The following is a 15,332-nucleotide window of genomic DNA, read 5'->3' on the forward strand; positions in this document are numbered from 1 at the left end:
CCGGGCGGAGGGGCGCCCGGGGCGGTGGGGCCGGAGCCGGGCGCCGGGGGGCGGCGCGCTGTCCCCCTCCGGGGCGCCGGTGGCGCCGCGGCCGCGCGGGAGCTCCGGGATGAGGATGCCGCCGGGCGTCCCCACGATGACCATGCGCACGCGGCCCTTGCGGTCGATGACGAGGCCGATTTGCCGGCCGAGCGAGCGCGAGAGCAGGGCCAGCTCCCGCGCCTGGTCGATGGTGTAGACATCCGCGGCCGGGAAGCGGCGGTTGAAGAGCCGGTTCAGGGCCGTGAGCTGGCTCGGCTTGAGCCCCTGGAGATTGCCTTCCGATTTGGGAATGACAGCCCCCGCTAGGCCGACGGCCGGAGGTAGGACGCGATGAGCGCGTCATAGCGCGAGGTCGCCTCAAAGGCGCGCGAGGCCATGAGCTGCCGGAACTCCAGGCCCACGCACATGTCGTGGCCGCCCAGCTCCTCCATGGCCGGCCCGTACCACTGGGGCGAGGGCACCACGAGCACGCTGTGGAAGTTCTTGGCCGCGGCGCGCAGCATGCAGGGGCCGCCGATGTCGATCTCCTCCACGGCCTGCTCCAGCGAAAGGCGGCGTTCCACCGCGCCCGCGAAGTCGTAGAGGTTGACGCACACGAGGTCGAAGGGGCGGATGCCCTTTTCGGCCAGGGTGTCCATGTGCAGCGGGTCGTCCTTGTTGGCGAGGATGCCGGCGTGGATCTTGGGGTGCAGCGTCTTGACGCGGCCGCCGAGGATTTCCGGGAAGCCCGTCACCGTGCTCACCGCCGTGACGGGCAGGCCCTCGGCCTCGAGCATTTTTTGCGTGCCGCCCGTGGAGACGAGCTCCACGCCGCGGCTGGCGAGAAAGGCGGCGAAAGCCGCAAGGCCGCTCTTGTCCGTGACGCTCAAGATGGCGCGCCGCACGCGCAGAAGCTCCATATGCGCTCCCTCCATAAATGACGGCGTGAAAGAAGGGCCAGTGCGCCCGGGCGGGCGCCGTGTTTTATTAGCGCAAAAGCGGGGGCGCCGCAACGGCGCAGGCCCGCTTGGCGCCGCTTGCACTCGCGCCCCGCCTGCGGCTATGCTGGGTTGGGGAGGCGCCATGCTTGTCAAGCTTGTTTCCTGGAATGTGAACGGCGTGCGCGCGGTCTCGGCCAAGCCGGACTGGCGCTGGTTCAGCGAAACGGACGCGCAGGTGGTGGGCCTGCAGGAGACCAAGGCGAGCCCCGAGCAGGTGCCGGAGCCCGTGCGCGACCCCGAGGGCTGGCGGGCCTGGTGGGACCCGTGCACCGTGCGCAAGGGCTATTCGGGCGTGGCGGTCTTCAGCCGCATCGAGCCGCTCAAGGTGGAATACGAGCTCCCCGACCCCGCCTGGCAGGGCGAGGGGCGCCTGCTGCACCTCGAATTTCCGTGGTTCCACTATTTCAACGGCTATTTCCCCAACGGCGGCGCCGAGGAGCTGGACGCGGACGGCCGCCCCACGGGCGGCTTCAAGCGGCTCGGCTACAAGATGGGCTTTTTCGAGGCCTTCGTGGACTATGCCCAGAAGTGCCGCCAAACCAAGCCCGTGGTGGTCTGCGGGGATTTCAACATCGCCTGCGAGCCCATCGACCTCGCCCGGCCCAAGGACAATGAGAAGACCACGGGCTTCCTGCCCGTGGAGCGCGACTTCATGAAGCGCTTCAAGACACTGGGCTATGTGGACACCTTCCGCCACGTCCACGGAGACGTGCCGGAGAAGTATACATGGTGGTCGTACAAGGCCAGGGCGCGGCCGCGCAACGTGGGCTGGCGGCTCGACTATTTCTTCGTGTCCGGGGAGCTGGCCCCGGCCATCGTGGACGCGTGGATAGAAAGCGACGTGTACGGCTCGGACCATTGCCCGGTGGGCGTGGCCCTGCGCGTGGGGGAGGACTGAGCGCGGGAAGCGTTTGCTTTTGCGTTTGTGCTGCGTCCGCGCGGCATCTGTAACGCCGAAATTATCCGTCAAAAACAGCCTTGCTCCAGCCGTTGCGACGCAGGAAGCTACGGATGGAGACAGCAGTTAGGTAACGCGGCAATCATTCAACGAAACCGCTGTCGCCATCCGTATGGCTCGCAAGCTCGCCGACGGCTGGCGCAAGGCTCGTGGCCTCGCCAACGGCTAGCGCAATTTTTATCTTCCTTGCAAGCACTGAAAAATCTTATTTTTTAGGATTCTTCCGGCACCATCGCTGCTGTCGATGCCCGTGGGGCTCGCTTTGCTCGCCAACGGGCACGGCGCTTCGCGCCGCCATCCGTTCGCAGCACCCGTCTTCCGCTTCGCTCCAGACGGAAGGCGGAAGGGCCGTCAACCGTGGAACCAAACGTATGGACAAAAGTGCCCGGGCTAGCCGCCCGCGTACTTGCGCCGCAGCTCGTCCCCGGCTTTCGTCACGGCCTCGCGCATCTTCCTGCGGGCCTCGGCAAGGCGCCCGGCGAGCGCCGCGTCCGTGAGCGCGAGGATCTGCGCGGCGAGCCACGCGGCGTTGCGCGCGCCGGCCTTGTCGAGGGCCACGGTCGCCACCGGAAAGCCGGGCGGCATCTGCACGGTGGAGAGCAGGGCGTCCATGCCGCCGAGCGAGGAACCGCTCACCGGGATGCCGATGACCGGCTTCAGGGTGCGCGCGGCCACGGCCCCGGCGAGATGCGCGGCCATGCCCGCCGCGCAGATGAAGACGGCCGCGCCGGCCGCTTCCTCACTGGCCACGATGGCTTCGGTGCGCTCGGGCGTGCGGTGCGCCGAGCTCACGGTCAGCACGAAGGGCACGCCGAGCTCGCGCAGCACGTCCGCGCAGGGCGCGATGGTTGGCTCGTCCGACTGCGAGCCCATGAGGATGACCACATGCGCCATGGGCGCTCCCTCCCGTGTTTTCCGGCGTTTCAGTTCTTCGCGGCGAGGCGCCTGAGGCCCTTGGCGCCGATGTCGCGGCGGTAAAAGCTCCCGGGCATGGTGATTTTCTCTACCGCCGCATAGGCTTTCGCCTGCGCGTCGGCGAGGTCGTCGCCGAGCGCGGTCACGCAGAGCACCCGGCCCCCGGCGGAGACGGTCTTGCCGCCTTCCGTGCGCGTGCCGCTGTGGAAGACCTTGACCCCGGGTAGCGCATCGGCCTCGGAAAGCCCCTCGAGGGGCATGCCCTTCTCGTAGCTCCCGGGATAGCCCTTGGCGGCGAGCACCACGCCGAGCGCGGTCCTGTCGCTCCAGGAGAGGGCGCCCGGGTCGAGCTTCCCCCGCACGCAGTCCAGCATGAGCGCCGCGAGGTCGCCCTCAAGGCGCATGAGCAGGGGCTGGCACTCCGGGTCGCCGAAGCGCACATTGTATTCCAGCACCTTGGGCCCGTCGGGCGTCATCATCAGGCCCGCGTAGAGCACGCCGCGGAAGGGATGGCCGCGCCGCGCGAGCTCGCGGAGCACCGGGCGCACGGCGATGTCGGCCAGCTCCTCCAGCTTTTCGTCCGGGAGCACCGGGGCCGGGCTGTAGGCGCCCATGCCGCCGGTATTGGGGCCCTCGTCGTTGTCCCGCGCGGCCTTGTGGTCCTGCGCCGAGGGCAGGGGCACCGCGCGCTCGCCGTCGCAGAGGCAGAGCAGGGAGACCTCCTCGCCATCCAGCCGCTCCTCGAGCAGGACGCGCGCGCCGGCGGCGCCGAAGGCCTTGTCCTTGAGCATGGAATCCACCGCCTCAAGGGCTTCTTCGGTCGTGCGCGCCACCACCACGCCCTTGCCCGCGGCGAGGCCGTCGGCCTTGATGACCGGCGGGACTTTGCTCTTGCGGATATGCTCCCGCGCGGCTTCGGCGTCGGTGAACACCGCGCAGGCCGCCGTGGGCACCCCGGCCGCCGCCATGACCTCCTTGGCGAAGCTCTTGCTGCCTTCCATCCGCGCGCAATAGGCGTCCGGGCCGAAGCAGGGAATGCCGGCCTCGGTGAGCCTGTCGGCGATGCCCAGGGTGAGCGGCAGCTCCGGCCCGGGCACCACGAGGTCGATATGCTCGCGCCGGCAAAAGTCCACGATGCCGTCGAGGTCGTCCACGGCAAGGGCGACGTTGCGCACCTTGCCCTCCCCGGTGCCGCCGTTGCCCGGCGCCACGAAGACGGCTTCGGCCGCCTGGCCGAGCTTCCAGGCGAGCGCGTGCTCGCGGCCTCCTGAACCGATGACGAGAATGCGCACGCTGCCTCCTTGCGTCCCTGCCTGTCCGATCTGGCAGTCCGGCCTAGCGGTTGGGGTTGACCTCAAAGTCGCTCATGTCCGCCGGCGCATTGGGGTCCATCTGCGAAACGTCGAGCGGATAGGCGAGGATCATGGACTGCCGGCTCCCGATGCCGAGCTCGGGCGAGGTGTTGACGCCGACCACGAGGTCGACGATGCCGTCATTGGTCACGTCGGCGAGGTCGATCTCGGCCACGGAGCCCTTGATGCGCCGGGTCTTCCACTTGAGGGCCAGGCCCACGCCGTCCCAGTAGAGGGCGTGGATCTCGCCCTGCGGGAAGAAGCGGTAGCGGTCAAAGAACTGCGAGGCCGTGGAGATGGGCTTGTTGAGCATGAGCACATGCTCGCCCGTGCGGCCGAGGTCGGCGGCGATCATGCGCATGGGCGCATAAATCTTGCCCGGGAGCTGGCCTGTCTTGTCGATGCCGAGGCCGGGCATGGTCTTGTAAAAATCCATGCCCGTGGCCGAGCCGGAAAAGCGCTCCATGGTGGTGTGCACCGGCGTTGAGCCGTTGGCCTGGAAGAGCTTGACGCGCTCGTCGTCGGTGAGCATGGCGAGCATGTCGCTGGAATTGTCCTTGCCGGCCGGTATCCAGGCCACGTTGAACACCGTGGCCCCGGTGGGCAGGCTCAGGCGCGCGCCGAGGGCGTACTTGTTGCCCTGCTTGACGAGCAGGTGCACGCCGGGCGCGAAGAGCTTGATGCTGTCGAAGCCCTGGCCCACCAGGGTGGGCGTGAAGTTGGGCGGCGTGCGCAGGACGCTGGCGAAATAGGGGATGCGCTCGGCGCACTGGGTGAGCTTGTTGCCCTTGAAGGAGAAGAAATAGGAATAGGGCCGGTTGCTCTCTTCCTCAAAGGTGGCGATGACGAGGTCGGAGGCGCCGTCGCGGTTGAGGTCCATGGCGCGCATGGAGAAATTCAGGTTGGATGCCGAGACCGTGGTCGTGCCGAGCTGCTTGAGCCGGCCCCCTTCCTCCCAGAGGTAGATGGTGAGGGTGTGGTCGCCCAGAAAGGCGATCTCGTTCTTGCCGTCGCCGTTGAAGTCGGCCACGGCCATGTCCACCATGTTTTCCTTGATGCGCTGGCTGCGCAGGCGCGAGCCGTCCGCGGCGCCGGCGCCCTGGTAGCGGAACTGCGGGTTGAGGTAGGTCTGCTGCTGTCCGGTCTCGTTGACGATGATCTCGCCGCCGGCCGCGCGGGCGCCCGCGGGCGCCGTCTGGCCGGGCTGGCGCGTCATGAAGGCGGGCCTGGCGGCCACGGTCACGCCCATCACCTCGGAGCCGAGCGCCGCGCTCACGTTCTGCACCGCGCCGGTGAGCCCGCTCACCGGGGCCTCCACCGTGCGGCTCCACGTCTTGCCGGCCTTGTCCACGCAGTTGACCTCGATGGCGCAGTCATTGCCCATGACGTTGACCGTGCCGAAGACGGCGTAATCCGCCCCGGAAGAGGCCAGCGCCTTGCGCGCCTCGGCCGCCGAAAGGGCCTTGCCCTGGAGGCTCTTGCCCTCGAGCACGCCAGGCCGGTTGAGCTTGCCCTGGATGGTGCCGGGCACCGCCTTGGCGAGATAGCTGTAGCTTTGCGGCGCGTTGACCGTGAAGGGCGCGATGACAAAGGATTTTTGCGAGGGCTGGGCGGCATGCGCGATCACCCCCAGGCAGAGGACGGCCATGGCGAGCGAAAGCGCGAGCAAAAGGCGCGGGGCAGGTTTCATCCCGGGACTCCTTGGGTTTTGGGCGCGAGGTCGCGCCGGGCGCACTATAGCCGTTCCCGGCCCGTGGCGCAACCGTGGCGCGCGTGCGCGGGGGCCCGGGGGGCCGGCCCTCCCGGATGGCCTGCGGCGCCCCTCGCGCCCCTCGCGCACCGGGGCGGCCGCGCCATTGTCTCCGGGGCGGCCTTCTGCTATGGTCGCGGCGCTGGGCGGGGAGGCCGGCCTATGGGACAGGACATCTTCGATCTCGTCATCATCCTCACCCTTGTCTTTTTCACCCTGCGCGGCGCGCGCGTGGGCCTGGTGGGCGAGGTGGCGGGCGTGGTCTCGCTTTTGGGCGGCTTCTGGGGCGCCCGGGCCTTTCACGGGCTCGTGTCGCCGCACCTGACCTTTATTTCCGGCGAGGGCTGGCGCACGTTCGCGGCCTGGGGGCTCGTGTTCGCGGGCATCATGCTGGCCGTGGGCCTCATTGCGCGGCTCGTGAAGAAGCTGGTGGCCTTTTCCTTCGCCTCCTGGGCGGACAGGCTCGCCGGCGGCGTCTTCGGGCTAGCCAAGGGCGTGCTCATCTGGGCGCTCGTGCTCATCGTGGCGGAAAAACTGTTCCAGAACGACGCCTTCATGCGCGATTCGCGCGTCATGCCCTATTTTCACGCCCTGGTGGGGCAGCTTCGGGAATGGCTGCCGCAGGACATCGCGGCGAAGCTCGGCCTCTGACACGGCCTGGGAGGGATCTCATGAAAGATGACCGCAGCTCGTGCGCCCTTGCCGCCCTCGGTGAGGTGATAGGCCGGCTCACCGCGCCGGACGGCTGCCCCTGGGACAGGGCGCAGACGCCGGAGAGCATGGCCGAATATATCATTGAAGAAAGCCACGAGCTGGCGGCGGCGCTGCGCGCGGGCGACGCGGCCGCCGTGCGCGAGGAGCTGGGCGACGTGGCCTTTCTCCTGCTGTTCGTGGCCGGCATGTACGAGAAGCGCGGGGAATTCACCCTTGCCGACGCGCTCACCGAGAACCGCGCCAAGATGGTGCGCCGCCACCCGCATGTCTTCGCCGGCGAGACCTTCCCCGACCTCGACGCCCAGCTCGCCCGCTGGGAGGCCATCAAGCGCGCCGAGCACGAGGCCGCGGGCGCGCCGCAGGGCCTGTTCGCAAGCCTCCCCGCGAGCCTGCCGCCGCTCACCAAGGCCTACCGCATCCACTCCAAGGCCGCGCGCGTGGGCTTCACCTGGCCCACCGACGAGGAGGTGGAGCAGCAGGTGGAGGCCGAATGGCTCGAATGGCTGGATGTCTCGGCCGGCGACGACAACGCGGCCCAGAAGCACGAGCTCGGCGACCTCATCTTTTCCCTCGTGGAGCTCGGGCGGCGCAAGGGCATCAAGGCCAATGACGCGCTGGACGCCGCCGACAACCGCTTTTTGCGGCGCTTTGCCCGCATGGAGGAGCTGGCGCGCGAGCGCGGCCTCGACTTCGCGGCCCTTTCGCTGGACGAAAAGGACGAGCTCTGGAACGAGGCAAAGGCGGAGGAGGGCGCCCCCGCCGGAGGAGCCTGCGCCGCCGGCACGCCCGGGGCGGAGGCCTAGCCGTGGCGCCCGGGCGTCCCGCGCCGGCCGCCCTTGTTCGTTCCCTCCTCTTCTGCGCGCTTGCGGTCGCGTGCCTGCTCCTGCTGCTGGGTGGCTGCGTCCGTCGCGCCCCGCACGCGGCGCCGCCCGCGGCGAGCGGCCTGCCCCGCGCCGACCCCGGCTACCTGCAATGGCTGGAGCGGCAATCCATGCTCGGCCAGGCCCCTGAGCTCGCAGCCCAGGTCTCGGGCACCGAACGCCTCTGGCACAACAGCGGCGAGGCCGTGCGCGTGCCCGTGCTTTTGCGCGCCGCGCCCAACTGGCTCTCGCTGGATGCCCGCTCCCTCGCCGCGCCGCGGCCACTCTTCGCCGCCCTCGGGGCCGCGCGCCTGCCGGAGAAACTGCCCGCCCTTGGCTTGGAAGGGCTCTTCCTCGCGCCCGTGGGCGAGCGCGCCGGCATCTGGACGGCGGAAAGCCCGGCGGAAGCCGCGGAGCCCGGCGACAGCCGGCGCCCGGACGCCCCGGCCTCGCTCACGCCCGACCCGGCGTGGGGAAGCCCCGAGGACTTCGCGCGCCTCGCCGCCATGGCCGAGGAAGCGGGCGTCCAGCTCGGCGGGGAGCTCATCCCGGCGGCCACGGGCCTTGGCCCGGACTTCATCCTCCAGGCCCGGCAGGTGCCGCGCTTCGCCGGGGTCTATGCCATGATTTCCGTGCCGCCCGAGGCCTGGGGCGATTTGCCCGAGGCCCGGGGCGAGTGGGACTGCCGGCCGCTGGACGCCGCAGGGGTGGCGCGCCTTGCGGAGCGCGGTCTGCTCCCGCCCGCGCTCCTGCGCGACCGCCTTTCCTGGGCCGCGCCCTCGGGCTGGGCCGTCACCGGGGAGGTGCGCGGGGCGGACGGCCAGCTGCGGCGCTGGGTCTACCGCCACGGGCCGCATGTGCTTGCGCCGGTGCTCCACTGGCAGGACCCCACGGGCCGCGCGCGGCGCATCTTTTCCGCGGCCAGCATCCGCCAGACCGGCCTCGAGGGCCAGGCGCTCACCGGCCTCAGGTTCGAGGCCCTGATGGGTCTTGACGTGGCGCCGGAAGGTGGGGCGGCGGTGGAGGCGCCCCTTGGGCGCGCCGCCCTGGCGCCGGGCCTTGAGGCGCTGGACGAGGCCGCGCGCGAGATCCACCGCTACGGCGGCTGGGCGCTTCAGGCCGACGCCCTGCCGCCCGCGCTCGCGCCGCTCGTCCTCGCCGGGCCCGTTGATTTCACCCGCGACGCCGCAACACCCAAGGCCGCCGCCCGGGCGCTCCTGACAGGCGATGCGGCGCCGCTGGCCGGGCTTTTGCGCGCCGCCCTGGCCGAAGGCGTGGACCAGAGCCGCCTGGCGCGCGGACCCTTGGGGGAGGGGGGGCTCGGGCCGGCTGCGGACGGGGAGACGCCCGCCGCGCTGGCCCTGCGCGCCCTCGGGCTCCCCGCAACACCTCCGGCCGGGGCCACAGATGGCCGCGCCCTGCGCGAGGCCTGCCTGTTCCTGCTCGGCTGGCGCATCGGCCTCCCGGGGCTCGCCTTCGTGAGCCCGCAGGAGCTCACGGGCGCCATCGCGTCCGCAGGCGCCCCCGAGGGGCTCACGCCCCTCTGGGAAGGCGCGCCGGGGCGCGCCGGCACGGCGCAACCCCTGCGGCTGGCCTTCGGCACGCTGGCGGAGCAGGAGGGCCGGGCGGACAGCTTCTTGCGCGCCGTGGGCCGGCTGCTTCTGGCGCGCAAGGCGTCCGGCCTGGCCCTGGGGCGTCTTGTGGCCGTGAGCGGGGGCACGGACGGCTGGCTCGCGGCAGTAAGCGCGCTCCCCGAAGGCGGCATGTGGCTCACCGTGGGCAACGCCTCGCCGAAACGGCGCACGCTCACCCTGCCGCTGCCCCAAAGCGTGGGTTCCGCCACCGACGCCGCGCAGGCCGCGCCCGGCCTTGCGCCCCCGCGCCTTGGGGCCGGGGGCCGCGGCGTGGAGGTGGAGCTTGACGGCCGCCAATGCCGGCATGTACTTCTTGGACACTGAACCGCGCCCTTAACTCTGTTCACAAGGAGCCAGCCATGAGCGACGCCGAGACGACCACGGCCACCACTGGCAAGGATGAAAGCCCGCTGACGGAAAAAGCCCCTGCCGGCGAAGCGGCCGAAGCGGCGCAGCCGGAAGCCGGCCCCGAATCCCCCGCGGACGCCGCCGATGTGTCCCCGGAAGGCGCCGCGGAGGCTGCTCCTGAATCTGCCCCGGAAGCTCCCGCGGAGGCTGCCGCCGCTCCCGGGCGCCATGGCGACACGGTGGCCGCGGCCCTCGCCCAATCGGAAGCCGCCGGGGGCGGAGCCTCCCCGCGCCCCGACCGCTGCGAGCGCGTCTTCAGCTTCCTGAGCCGTCTCGGGCCGCTCTTCCTGCTCGTCATCCTGGCGGCGCAGGTCTGGCCGGATTTCTGGCACGCGCTTGCCGGCAACGGGCTCTACTGCCCGGCGGAGGCCCGGAACATCGAGGCCTTCTTCCTCTCCATGGCCCAGAGCGCGTGGCTCACGCCCGGGGCCGACGGCGTGGCCCACTGGCCCTTCTTCACGTGGTTCCTGGGCATGTTGGCGCCGCTGCCGGTGATGCTCACGGGCTCGCCCGACCCGCTCTTTCCGCTGGCCGGGGCGCTGGCCACGGCGCTCGCGCTCATCGCCGTGTGGGGCCTCGCGCGGGCCGCGGGCTTTGGCGCCAAGGCCGCGCTGGCGGCGGGGCTGGTGCTTCTCGCCGCGCCGCTCTTCGCGCCGCTGGGGCATTTCACCGGGCCGGCGGCGCTCGCCTCCGCGCTCATGGTCTTTTCGCTGGTCTGCTTCTGCCGCGGCTGGCAAACGTCGCATGCCTGGTGCTCGCTGCCCGCGGGCTTCGCCCTCTCCGGCCTCGCCGGGCTCACCGGGGGGCCCTTCTTCCTCGCCGTGCCGCTCATCGCGAGCTTCTGCTTCCTCGTGTGGCGGGGGGGCTTCCGCCGCGCGCAGGCGCTGGACGCGGTGCTCGGGTTCCTGTTCCTCCTGCTCCTCGTGGGCGCGTGGCTTGCGGCCATCATGCTCGGCGGGGATGACGGCGGCTATCTCGCCCAGCTCTTCGGCCGCGCCGTGCAGAAGCCGTGGCCGCTGCCCGGTCACTGGTGGCTCGCCGCCTGCGTGGCCGGAGTGGGCCTCGTGCCGTGGATCCTCGCCGTCTTCGGCGTTTCCTGGTTCCGGGTGCTGCGAGAAGCCCCGCGCGACCTCGCCGCGTCGCGGCGCTCGGGCGGCGCGGCCCTGCTGTGGACGGCCCTCGTGGCCGGCCTCCTGCTCACGCCCTGCGTGCCCGCGGGCCAGGCGCGGATGATTGCCGTGGCGCTGGCCTGCCTCGCCGCGCCCCTGCTCGGCAAGGCCATCCTCGCCCTGCCGCGCCTTTCCGGGCATTTGCTCTACGCCTGCGCCTCCCTGCTTCTTCTGGCGGCGGCCATCGTGCTGCTCGGCGCGAGCTTCGAGCTCACCCAGGGCGCGCTCGCGGGCCTCTCGCCCGTGAGCCTTGACGGCCAGCTCCTCGCGGCCCTGCGCGGCATGCCGGGCATGCCCGTGCTCGGCGGCCTGTGCCTTCTGGGCGCGGTCATCATGGCCCACTTCGTGCGCGGCGAGCACGGCGGCGGGGGTCTCGTGGCGGCCAGCGTGATCAGCGTCCTCCTGGCGCAGCCGGCCACCCTGCTCATCGCGCCGGAACTGGCCCATGTGCCGGCCTGCGGGCTTGCGACGCTCCCGGCCATCCAGAAGGCCGCACAGGCGCAGCTCATGCCCAGGCACGCGCCGGAGCCCCCGGCCTCGGCGGCACCGCTGCCGGAACCCATCGAGCCGGCGCCCGTGCCGCCCGTGCCGGCGGAACCCGCCCCCGGGGAGCCCGTGGCGCCCGCGCCCGAAGCGGCGGCTCCCGAGGCCGCCCCGGCGCTTCCCGAAGCGCCGGCCGTAGCCCCGGCGCCAACCGAAGTGCCGGCACAGCCAGAGAGCGCCCCGGCTCCCGAAGCTGTGGCGCCCGAAGCGCCCGCGGCGCCAGAAGCGGCTCCCGAGCCCGCGCCCGTGCCCGAAGCGCAGGCGGCGCCGGCCGTTCCCGAGGCGCAGGAGGCACCCGCCGTGCCCGAAACCCCGGAAAACCCCGAAGCTCCGGCCATTCCTGAAGTTCGGGCGCCAGAAGCCGTGCCCGCCCCGGAACAGGCGCCCGAAGCCGCCCCGGAACAGGCGCCGCGGGATGCGCCCGCCCGGGAGCCTGTCACCGAGCTCTAGCGGACGCTCGTTTTTGCCCCAAGGACGCCATGCCGCGGGATCTTCCCGGGCATGGCGTCTTTGCGCTTGACAGGGGAGGCGAAACTGCGTATTCAAGGCGCGTTCAAGTGGTTTCGCCCTGTGTTCCCGTGGTTTTTCGGGGCGGGCCGCTGCGTCCTCGAACGGGGAGTGCGGGCTCGCCCGCAGGCGGGGCGACCGCCAGTGTCCGTTCATGTGGGGAGGCCTTGAGGGGCCCCCTTTTTTTTGTCCCGGCGCCGGGCCGGTCCACGCCGGCCCCACCGCAGGAGAGTGACAAGGGCCATGCCGGAAACTCTTGAAGAAACCGTCACCCGCCTCGTGAGCCCGCTCGTCCGGGCGCAGGGGCTCGAGCTCTGGGGCGTGGAAGTGCTGCCCGGCGGGCGCACCAAGGTGCGCGTGTTCGTGGATGTGCCCCGGCCGGCGCAGGCTGCCGGCAGCGCCGGGGCTGAGCCGCCCGCGGAAGAAGCCGCGGAAGCCGTCACGGAAGCCGCTTTCGCCGAGCCCGGTTCGGCGAGCATCGACCAGTGCGAGGAGATCTCGCGTGAGCTCGGCCTCGCCATGGACGTGGAGGACTGCGTGCCCGAAGCCTGGGTGCTGGAAGTGTCCTCCCCGGGCCTTGACCGCCGCTTTTTCAGCCTTGACCAGATGGCCCCCTATGTGGGCGACCTTGTGGAAGCGCGCCTCGCCTCCCCCGTGACGCCCGAAGGCGAGGGCGGCGCGGCCCCGCGCCTGCGCTGGCGCGGCCGGCTCACGGGCGTGGACGCCGAGGGTTTCACCCTCGAGCCCTGCGCCGTCTCGGCCGACGGCGAGGTGCGCCCCGAGGGCGGCGCCCCGGTGCATCTCCCCTGGGCCGAAGTGCGCAGGGCCTCCCGCATCCCCGTTTTTCAGAAGCCCGCCAAGCCCGGGAAGGGGCCCGGCAAGGGACGGGCCCGCCATCCCAGCCAAGCCGGCCGCGTCCGCGCGGCCGCCGGAGGCAGACATGAATCTTGAGCTCAAGAAGGCCATTGACCAGATCAGCAAGGACAAGGGCCTTGACCGCGACATGCTCATCGACACCCTGGAGGAGGCCGTGCGGATGTCCGTGCTGCGCCGCTTCAGCGAGGACATGGACGTGGAAGTGACCTATAATGACGAAACCGGCGACATTGAGGTCTACCAGTTCAAAATCGTGGTCGAGGACGGCGATGTGGCCAACGAGGACACCCAGATCGCGCTCGCCGAAGCCCGCGAGCACGACCCCTCGGTGCAGCTCGACGACGAGATGGGCTTCCGCGTCAAGGTGGAGGACCTGGGGCGCATCGCCGCGCAGTCGGCCAAGCAGGTCATCATCCAGCGCATGCGCGACGCCGAGCAGGAGATCATCTACGAGGAATACAAAGATCGCGTGGGCGAGATCGTCTCCGGCATCGTGCAGCGGCGCGACAAGGGCGGCTGGGTGGTCAACCTCGGCCGCACCGAGGCCATCCTGCCCCGCGAGGAGCAGATCCCCCGCGAGCATTACAAGCGCGGCGACCGCCTCCAGGCGCTGATCATCGACGTGCGCAAGGAGGGCCGGGGCCCGCAGGTGGTCATCTCCCGCGCGCACCGCGACTACATGGCCGCGCTCTTCCGCCGCGAGGTGCCCGAGGTGGACGACGGCGTGGTGCAGATCATGGGCGTCGCGCGCGATCCCGGCTCCCGCGCCAAGGTGGCGGTCATCTCGCGCGAGCGCGACGTGGACCCGGTGGGCGCCTGCGTGGGCGTGCGCGGCTCGCGCATCCAGAACATCGTGCAGGAACTGCACGGCGAGCGCATCGACATCGTGGTCTGGAGCCCGGACATCGCCACCTATGCGCGCAACGCCCTCGCGCCGGCGCTCGTCTCGCGCATCGTGGTGGACGAGGAGGAGAACCTGCTCGAGGTCATCGTGCCCGACGACCAGCTCACCAACTCCATCGGCCGCAAGGGCCAGAACGTGAAGCTCGCCGCGCGCCTGCTGGGCTGGAAGGTCGATATCTTCACCGAGACGCGCTACAACGAGGCCAACGCCATCGGCCACGGCCTCGAGCAGGTGGCGAGTGTGGCCGAGGTCTCCATCGAGGCGCTGCTCGCCGCGGGCTATTCGTCGCTCGCGAGCTTGCGCGAGGCCACGGACGAGGAGCTTTCGGACAAGCTCGGCATCAGCGAGGCGCGCATTTCCGACCTGCGCTCGGCCATCAACTTCCTCGCGCCCGTGGTGGAGGATGATCCCGAGCCCTCGGCCGTGAGCCTCACGGTGGAAGCCGCGGAGGAAGTGCCGGCGGAAGGCGCGGCGAAGGACGGCGCGGATGCCTGAAGCCGGCGCCATCTGCGGCCCTGTGCGGATGTGCGTCATCTGCCGTCGCCGCTTCGCCAAGGCGGAGCTTTCCCGCCATGTGCTGGCGCCGGAAGGGATTTTGATCATTGACGAGGCACAGCAAAGCCCGGGCAGGGGCTTTTACCTGTGCCCCGACCCGGCCTGCGGACGCAGGTTCGAGAAGTACAGGCCGGGAACGCGGCAGCGGGGGCGGCGCTCGCGCGCTGCCGCCGGGAGGAGCAAGGGGGCCATATGGCAGAAATAAAGATCAAGGTGAAGGACCTCGCGAGCGAGCTCGGCGTGCCCACGCGGGACATGCTCCCGGCCCTGCGCGAGCTCGGCGTCTCGGCCAAGAGCATGGCCGGCTCCGTGGACGAGGAGGAGGCCGGCCGCCTGCGCGCGCACTTCGCCGCGCGCAAGGAAAGCACGGTGGAACGCACCACGGTGCAGCCCAATGTCATTGTCCGCCGCCGCCGCAAGGAGGCGCCCGCGCCTGAAGCCCCGGCAGCCCCCCCGGCCGCGGAAGCCGCGCCCGAGCCGGAAGCGGCGAGGCCCGCGGAAGCCCCGAAGGCCGCGAAAGCCGAGGCCCCGGAGGGCGGAGCCGCGCCCCGCGCCAAGGCAGCTCCCGCCCCCGAAGCTGCCCCTGAGGCCGCGCCCAAAGCCGCTGCCGAAGCCGTGGCCGGCCGCCGCCCCGCCGGGGCGCGCGTCATCAGCCGGCCCGGTGAGGCCGCCGCTGCCGCGCCCAAGGCCGAAGCCCCCAAGGCAGCCGCGCCCGCAGCCGAGGCCCCCAAGGCCGAAGGCGCCAAAGCCGATGCCGCCGAGCCCGCTGCCCAGGCTCCCCAGGCCGAAGAAGTGCCGGCGGCGAAGCCGGCCGAAGCCGCCATCCCCGAAGCGGCCGAAAAGGCGGAAGCCCCCGGGGCCGAAGAGTCCGTGGCGCCCGAGCAGGCCTCCCGGCCCGAACCGGCCGAAAAGAGCGCCAAGCTCTCGCGCATCGCGCGGCCCGACGCCTCGGCCGTGCCCGAAGGCTCCTCGGCGCCCACCCTGCCGCCGCGCAGCGAGTCGCGCCGCGAGGCCGAGGCCGACGCCGAGGGCGACGAACGCGCCCGCGGCGCCCGGCAGGACGCCGCGCCGCAGGTGCGCATCATTTCCCGCCCCGCCCCGGGCAGCCAGCCGCGCCCGGCGTCCCAGGGCGCGCCCGGCTCGCGCGGGGGCTACCGCGACGGCC

13 protein-coding genes and 1 pseudogene are annotated in these 15,332 nt (G+C 71.5%); 9 read left to right on the forward strand and 5 right to left on the reverse strand.

All coding sequences use genetic code 11. The features are described from left to right. Positions 1-87: 87 nt before the first annotated feature. Positions 88-333 (reverse strand): annotated as a pseudogene (locus tag G7Y54_RS12710) (GTPase HflX); the annotation flags it as partial. An 11-nt stretch (positions 334-344) separates the two neighbouring features. Continuing rightward, complete coding sequence (locus tag G7Y54_RS12230; RefSeq protein ID WP_165078644.1) at positions 345-941, reverse strand: IMP cyclohydrolase; 597 nt, start codon at positions 939-941, stop codon at positions 345-347. 163 nt (positions 942-1,104) lie between these two features. Here G7Y54_RS12230 and G7Y54_RS12235 point away from each other — a divergent pair, with 163 nt between their 5' ends. After that, on the forward strand, positions 1,105-1,920 hold the full coding sequence (locus tag G7Y54_RS12235; protein ID WP_165078645.1) for an exodeoxyribonuclease III: 816 nt from the start codon (positions 1,105-1,107) through the stop codon (positions 1,918-1,920). A gap of 450 nt (positions 1,921-2,370) precedes the next feature. Here G7Y54_RS12235 and purE read toward each other — a convergent pair whose 3' ends face one another. The 3 genes from purE to G7Y54_RS12250 are packed head-to-tail and all read right to left on the reverse strand — an operon-like array spanning position 2,371 to position 5,937. Beyond that, the gene (gene purE, locus G7Y54_RS12240) at positions 2,371-2,874 is read right to left on the reverse strand and encodes a 5-(carboxyamino)imidazole ribonucleotide mutase (protein ID WP_165078646.1); all 504 of its coding nucleotides are present in this window, start codon (positions 2,872-2,874) and stop codon (positions 2,371-2,373) included. 29 nt (positions 2,875-2,903) lie between these two features. Then, positions 2,904-4,187 carry a phosphoribosylamine--glycine ligase gene (gene purD / locus G7Y54_RS12245; RefSeq protein WP_165078647.1) on the reverse strand — a complete coding sequence of 428 codons (1,284 nt, stop codon included), beginning with the start codon at positions 4,185-4,187 and terminating at the stop codon, positions 2,904-2,906. Positions 4,188-4,230: 43 nt separating this feature from the next. Then, complete coding sequence (locus G7Y54_RS12250; RefSeq protein WP_165078648.1) at positions 4,231-5,937, reverse strand: VCBS repeat-containing protein; 1,707 nt, start codon at positions 5,935-5,937, stop codon at positions 4,231-4,233. A gap of 222 nt (positions 5,938-6,159) precedes the next feature. On the opposite strand from G7Y54_RS12250, the gene G7Y54_RS12255 reads away from it, so the two are divergent. The 8 genes from G7Y54_RS12255 to G7Y54_RS12290 form a co-directional block, all read left to right on the forward strand. After that, a complete protein-coding gene (locus G7Y54_RS12255) occupies positions 6,160-6,648 on the forward strand; it encodes a CvpA family protein (RefSeq protein WP_165078649.1) in 489 nt (162 codons plus the stop codon). Positions 6,649-6,668: 20 nt separating this feature from the next. Next, positions 6,669-7,514 carry a nucleoside triphosphate pyrophosphohydrolase gene (mazG, locus tag G7Y54_RS12260; RefSeq protein WP_165078650.1) on the forward strand — a complete coding sequence of 282 codons (846 nt, stop codon included), beginning with the start codon at positions 6,669-6,671 and terminating at the stop codon, positions 7,512-7,514. A gap of 2 nt (positions 7,515-7,516) precedes the next feature. Continuing rightward, complete coding sequence (locus tag G7Y54_RS12265) at positions 7,517-9,529, forward strand: hypothetical protein (RefSeq protein ID WP_165078651.1); 2,013 nt, start codon at positions 7,517-7,519, stop codon at positions 9,527-9,529. A gap of 35 nt (positions 9,530-9,564) precedes the next feature. Then, complete coding sequence (locus tag G7Y54_RS12270; protein WP_165078652.1) at positions 9,565-11,775, forward strand: hypothetical protein; 2,211 nt, start codon at positions 9,565-9,567, stop codon at positions 11,773-11,775. 300 nt (positions 11,776-12,075) lie between these two features. After that, on the forward strand, positions 12,076-12,783 hold the full coding sequence (gene rimP / locus G7Y54_RS12275; RefSeq protein WP_165078653.1) for a ribosome maturation factor RimP: 708 nt from the start codon (positions 12,076-12,078) through the stop codon (positions 12,781-12,783). Beyond that, positions 12,773-14,107: a transcription termination factor NusA gene (nusA, locus tag G7Y54_RS12280; RefSeq protein ID WP_165078654.1), complete on the forward strand. Its 1,335-nt coding sequence runs from the start codon at positions 12,773-12,775 to the stop codon at positions 14,105-14,107. Before rimP ends, nusA begins: the two co-directional genes overlap by 11 nt. After that, positions 14,100-14,372 (forward strand): YlxR family protein, encoded by a 273-nt coding sequence (locus G7Y54_RS12285; RefSeq protein WP_165078655.1) that lies wholly within the window; start codon positions 14,100-14,102, stop codon positions 14,370-14,372. Before nusA ends, G7Y54_RS12285 begins: the two co-directional genes overlap by 8 nt. After that, positions 14,360-15,332: translation initiation factor IF-2 N-terminal domain-containing protein (locus G7Y54_RS12290; RefSeq protein WP_206214962.1), on the forward strand; the 973-nt coding region annotated here is incomplete at its 3' end. The genes G7Y54_RS12285 and G7Y54_RS12290, both read left to right, overlap by 13 nt.

The organism is Desulfovibrio sp. ZJ746 (genome assembly GCF_011039155.1).
Lineage (GTDB): Bacteria > Desulfobacterota > Desulfovibrionia > Desulfovibrionales > Desulfovibrionaceae > Desulfovibrio.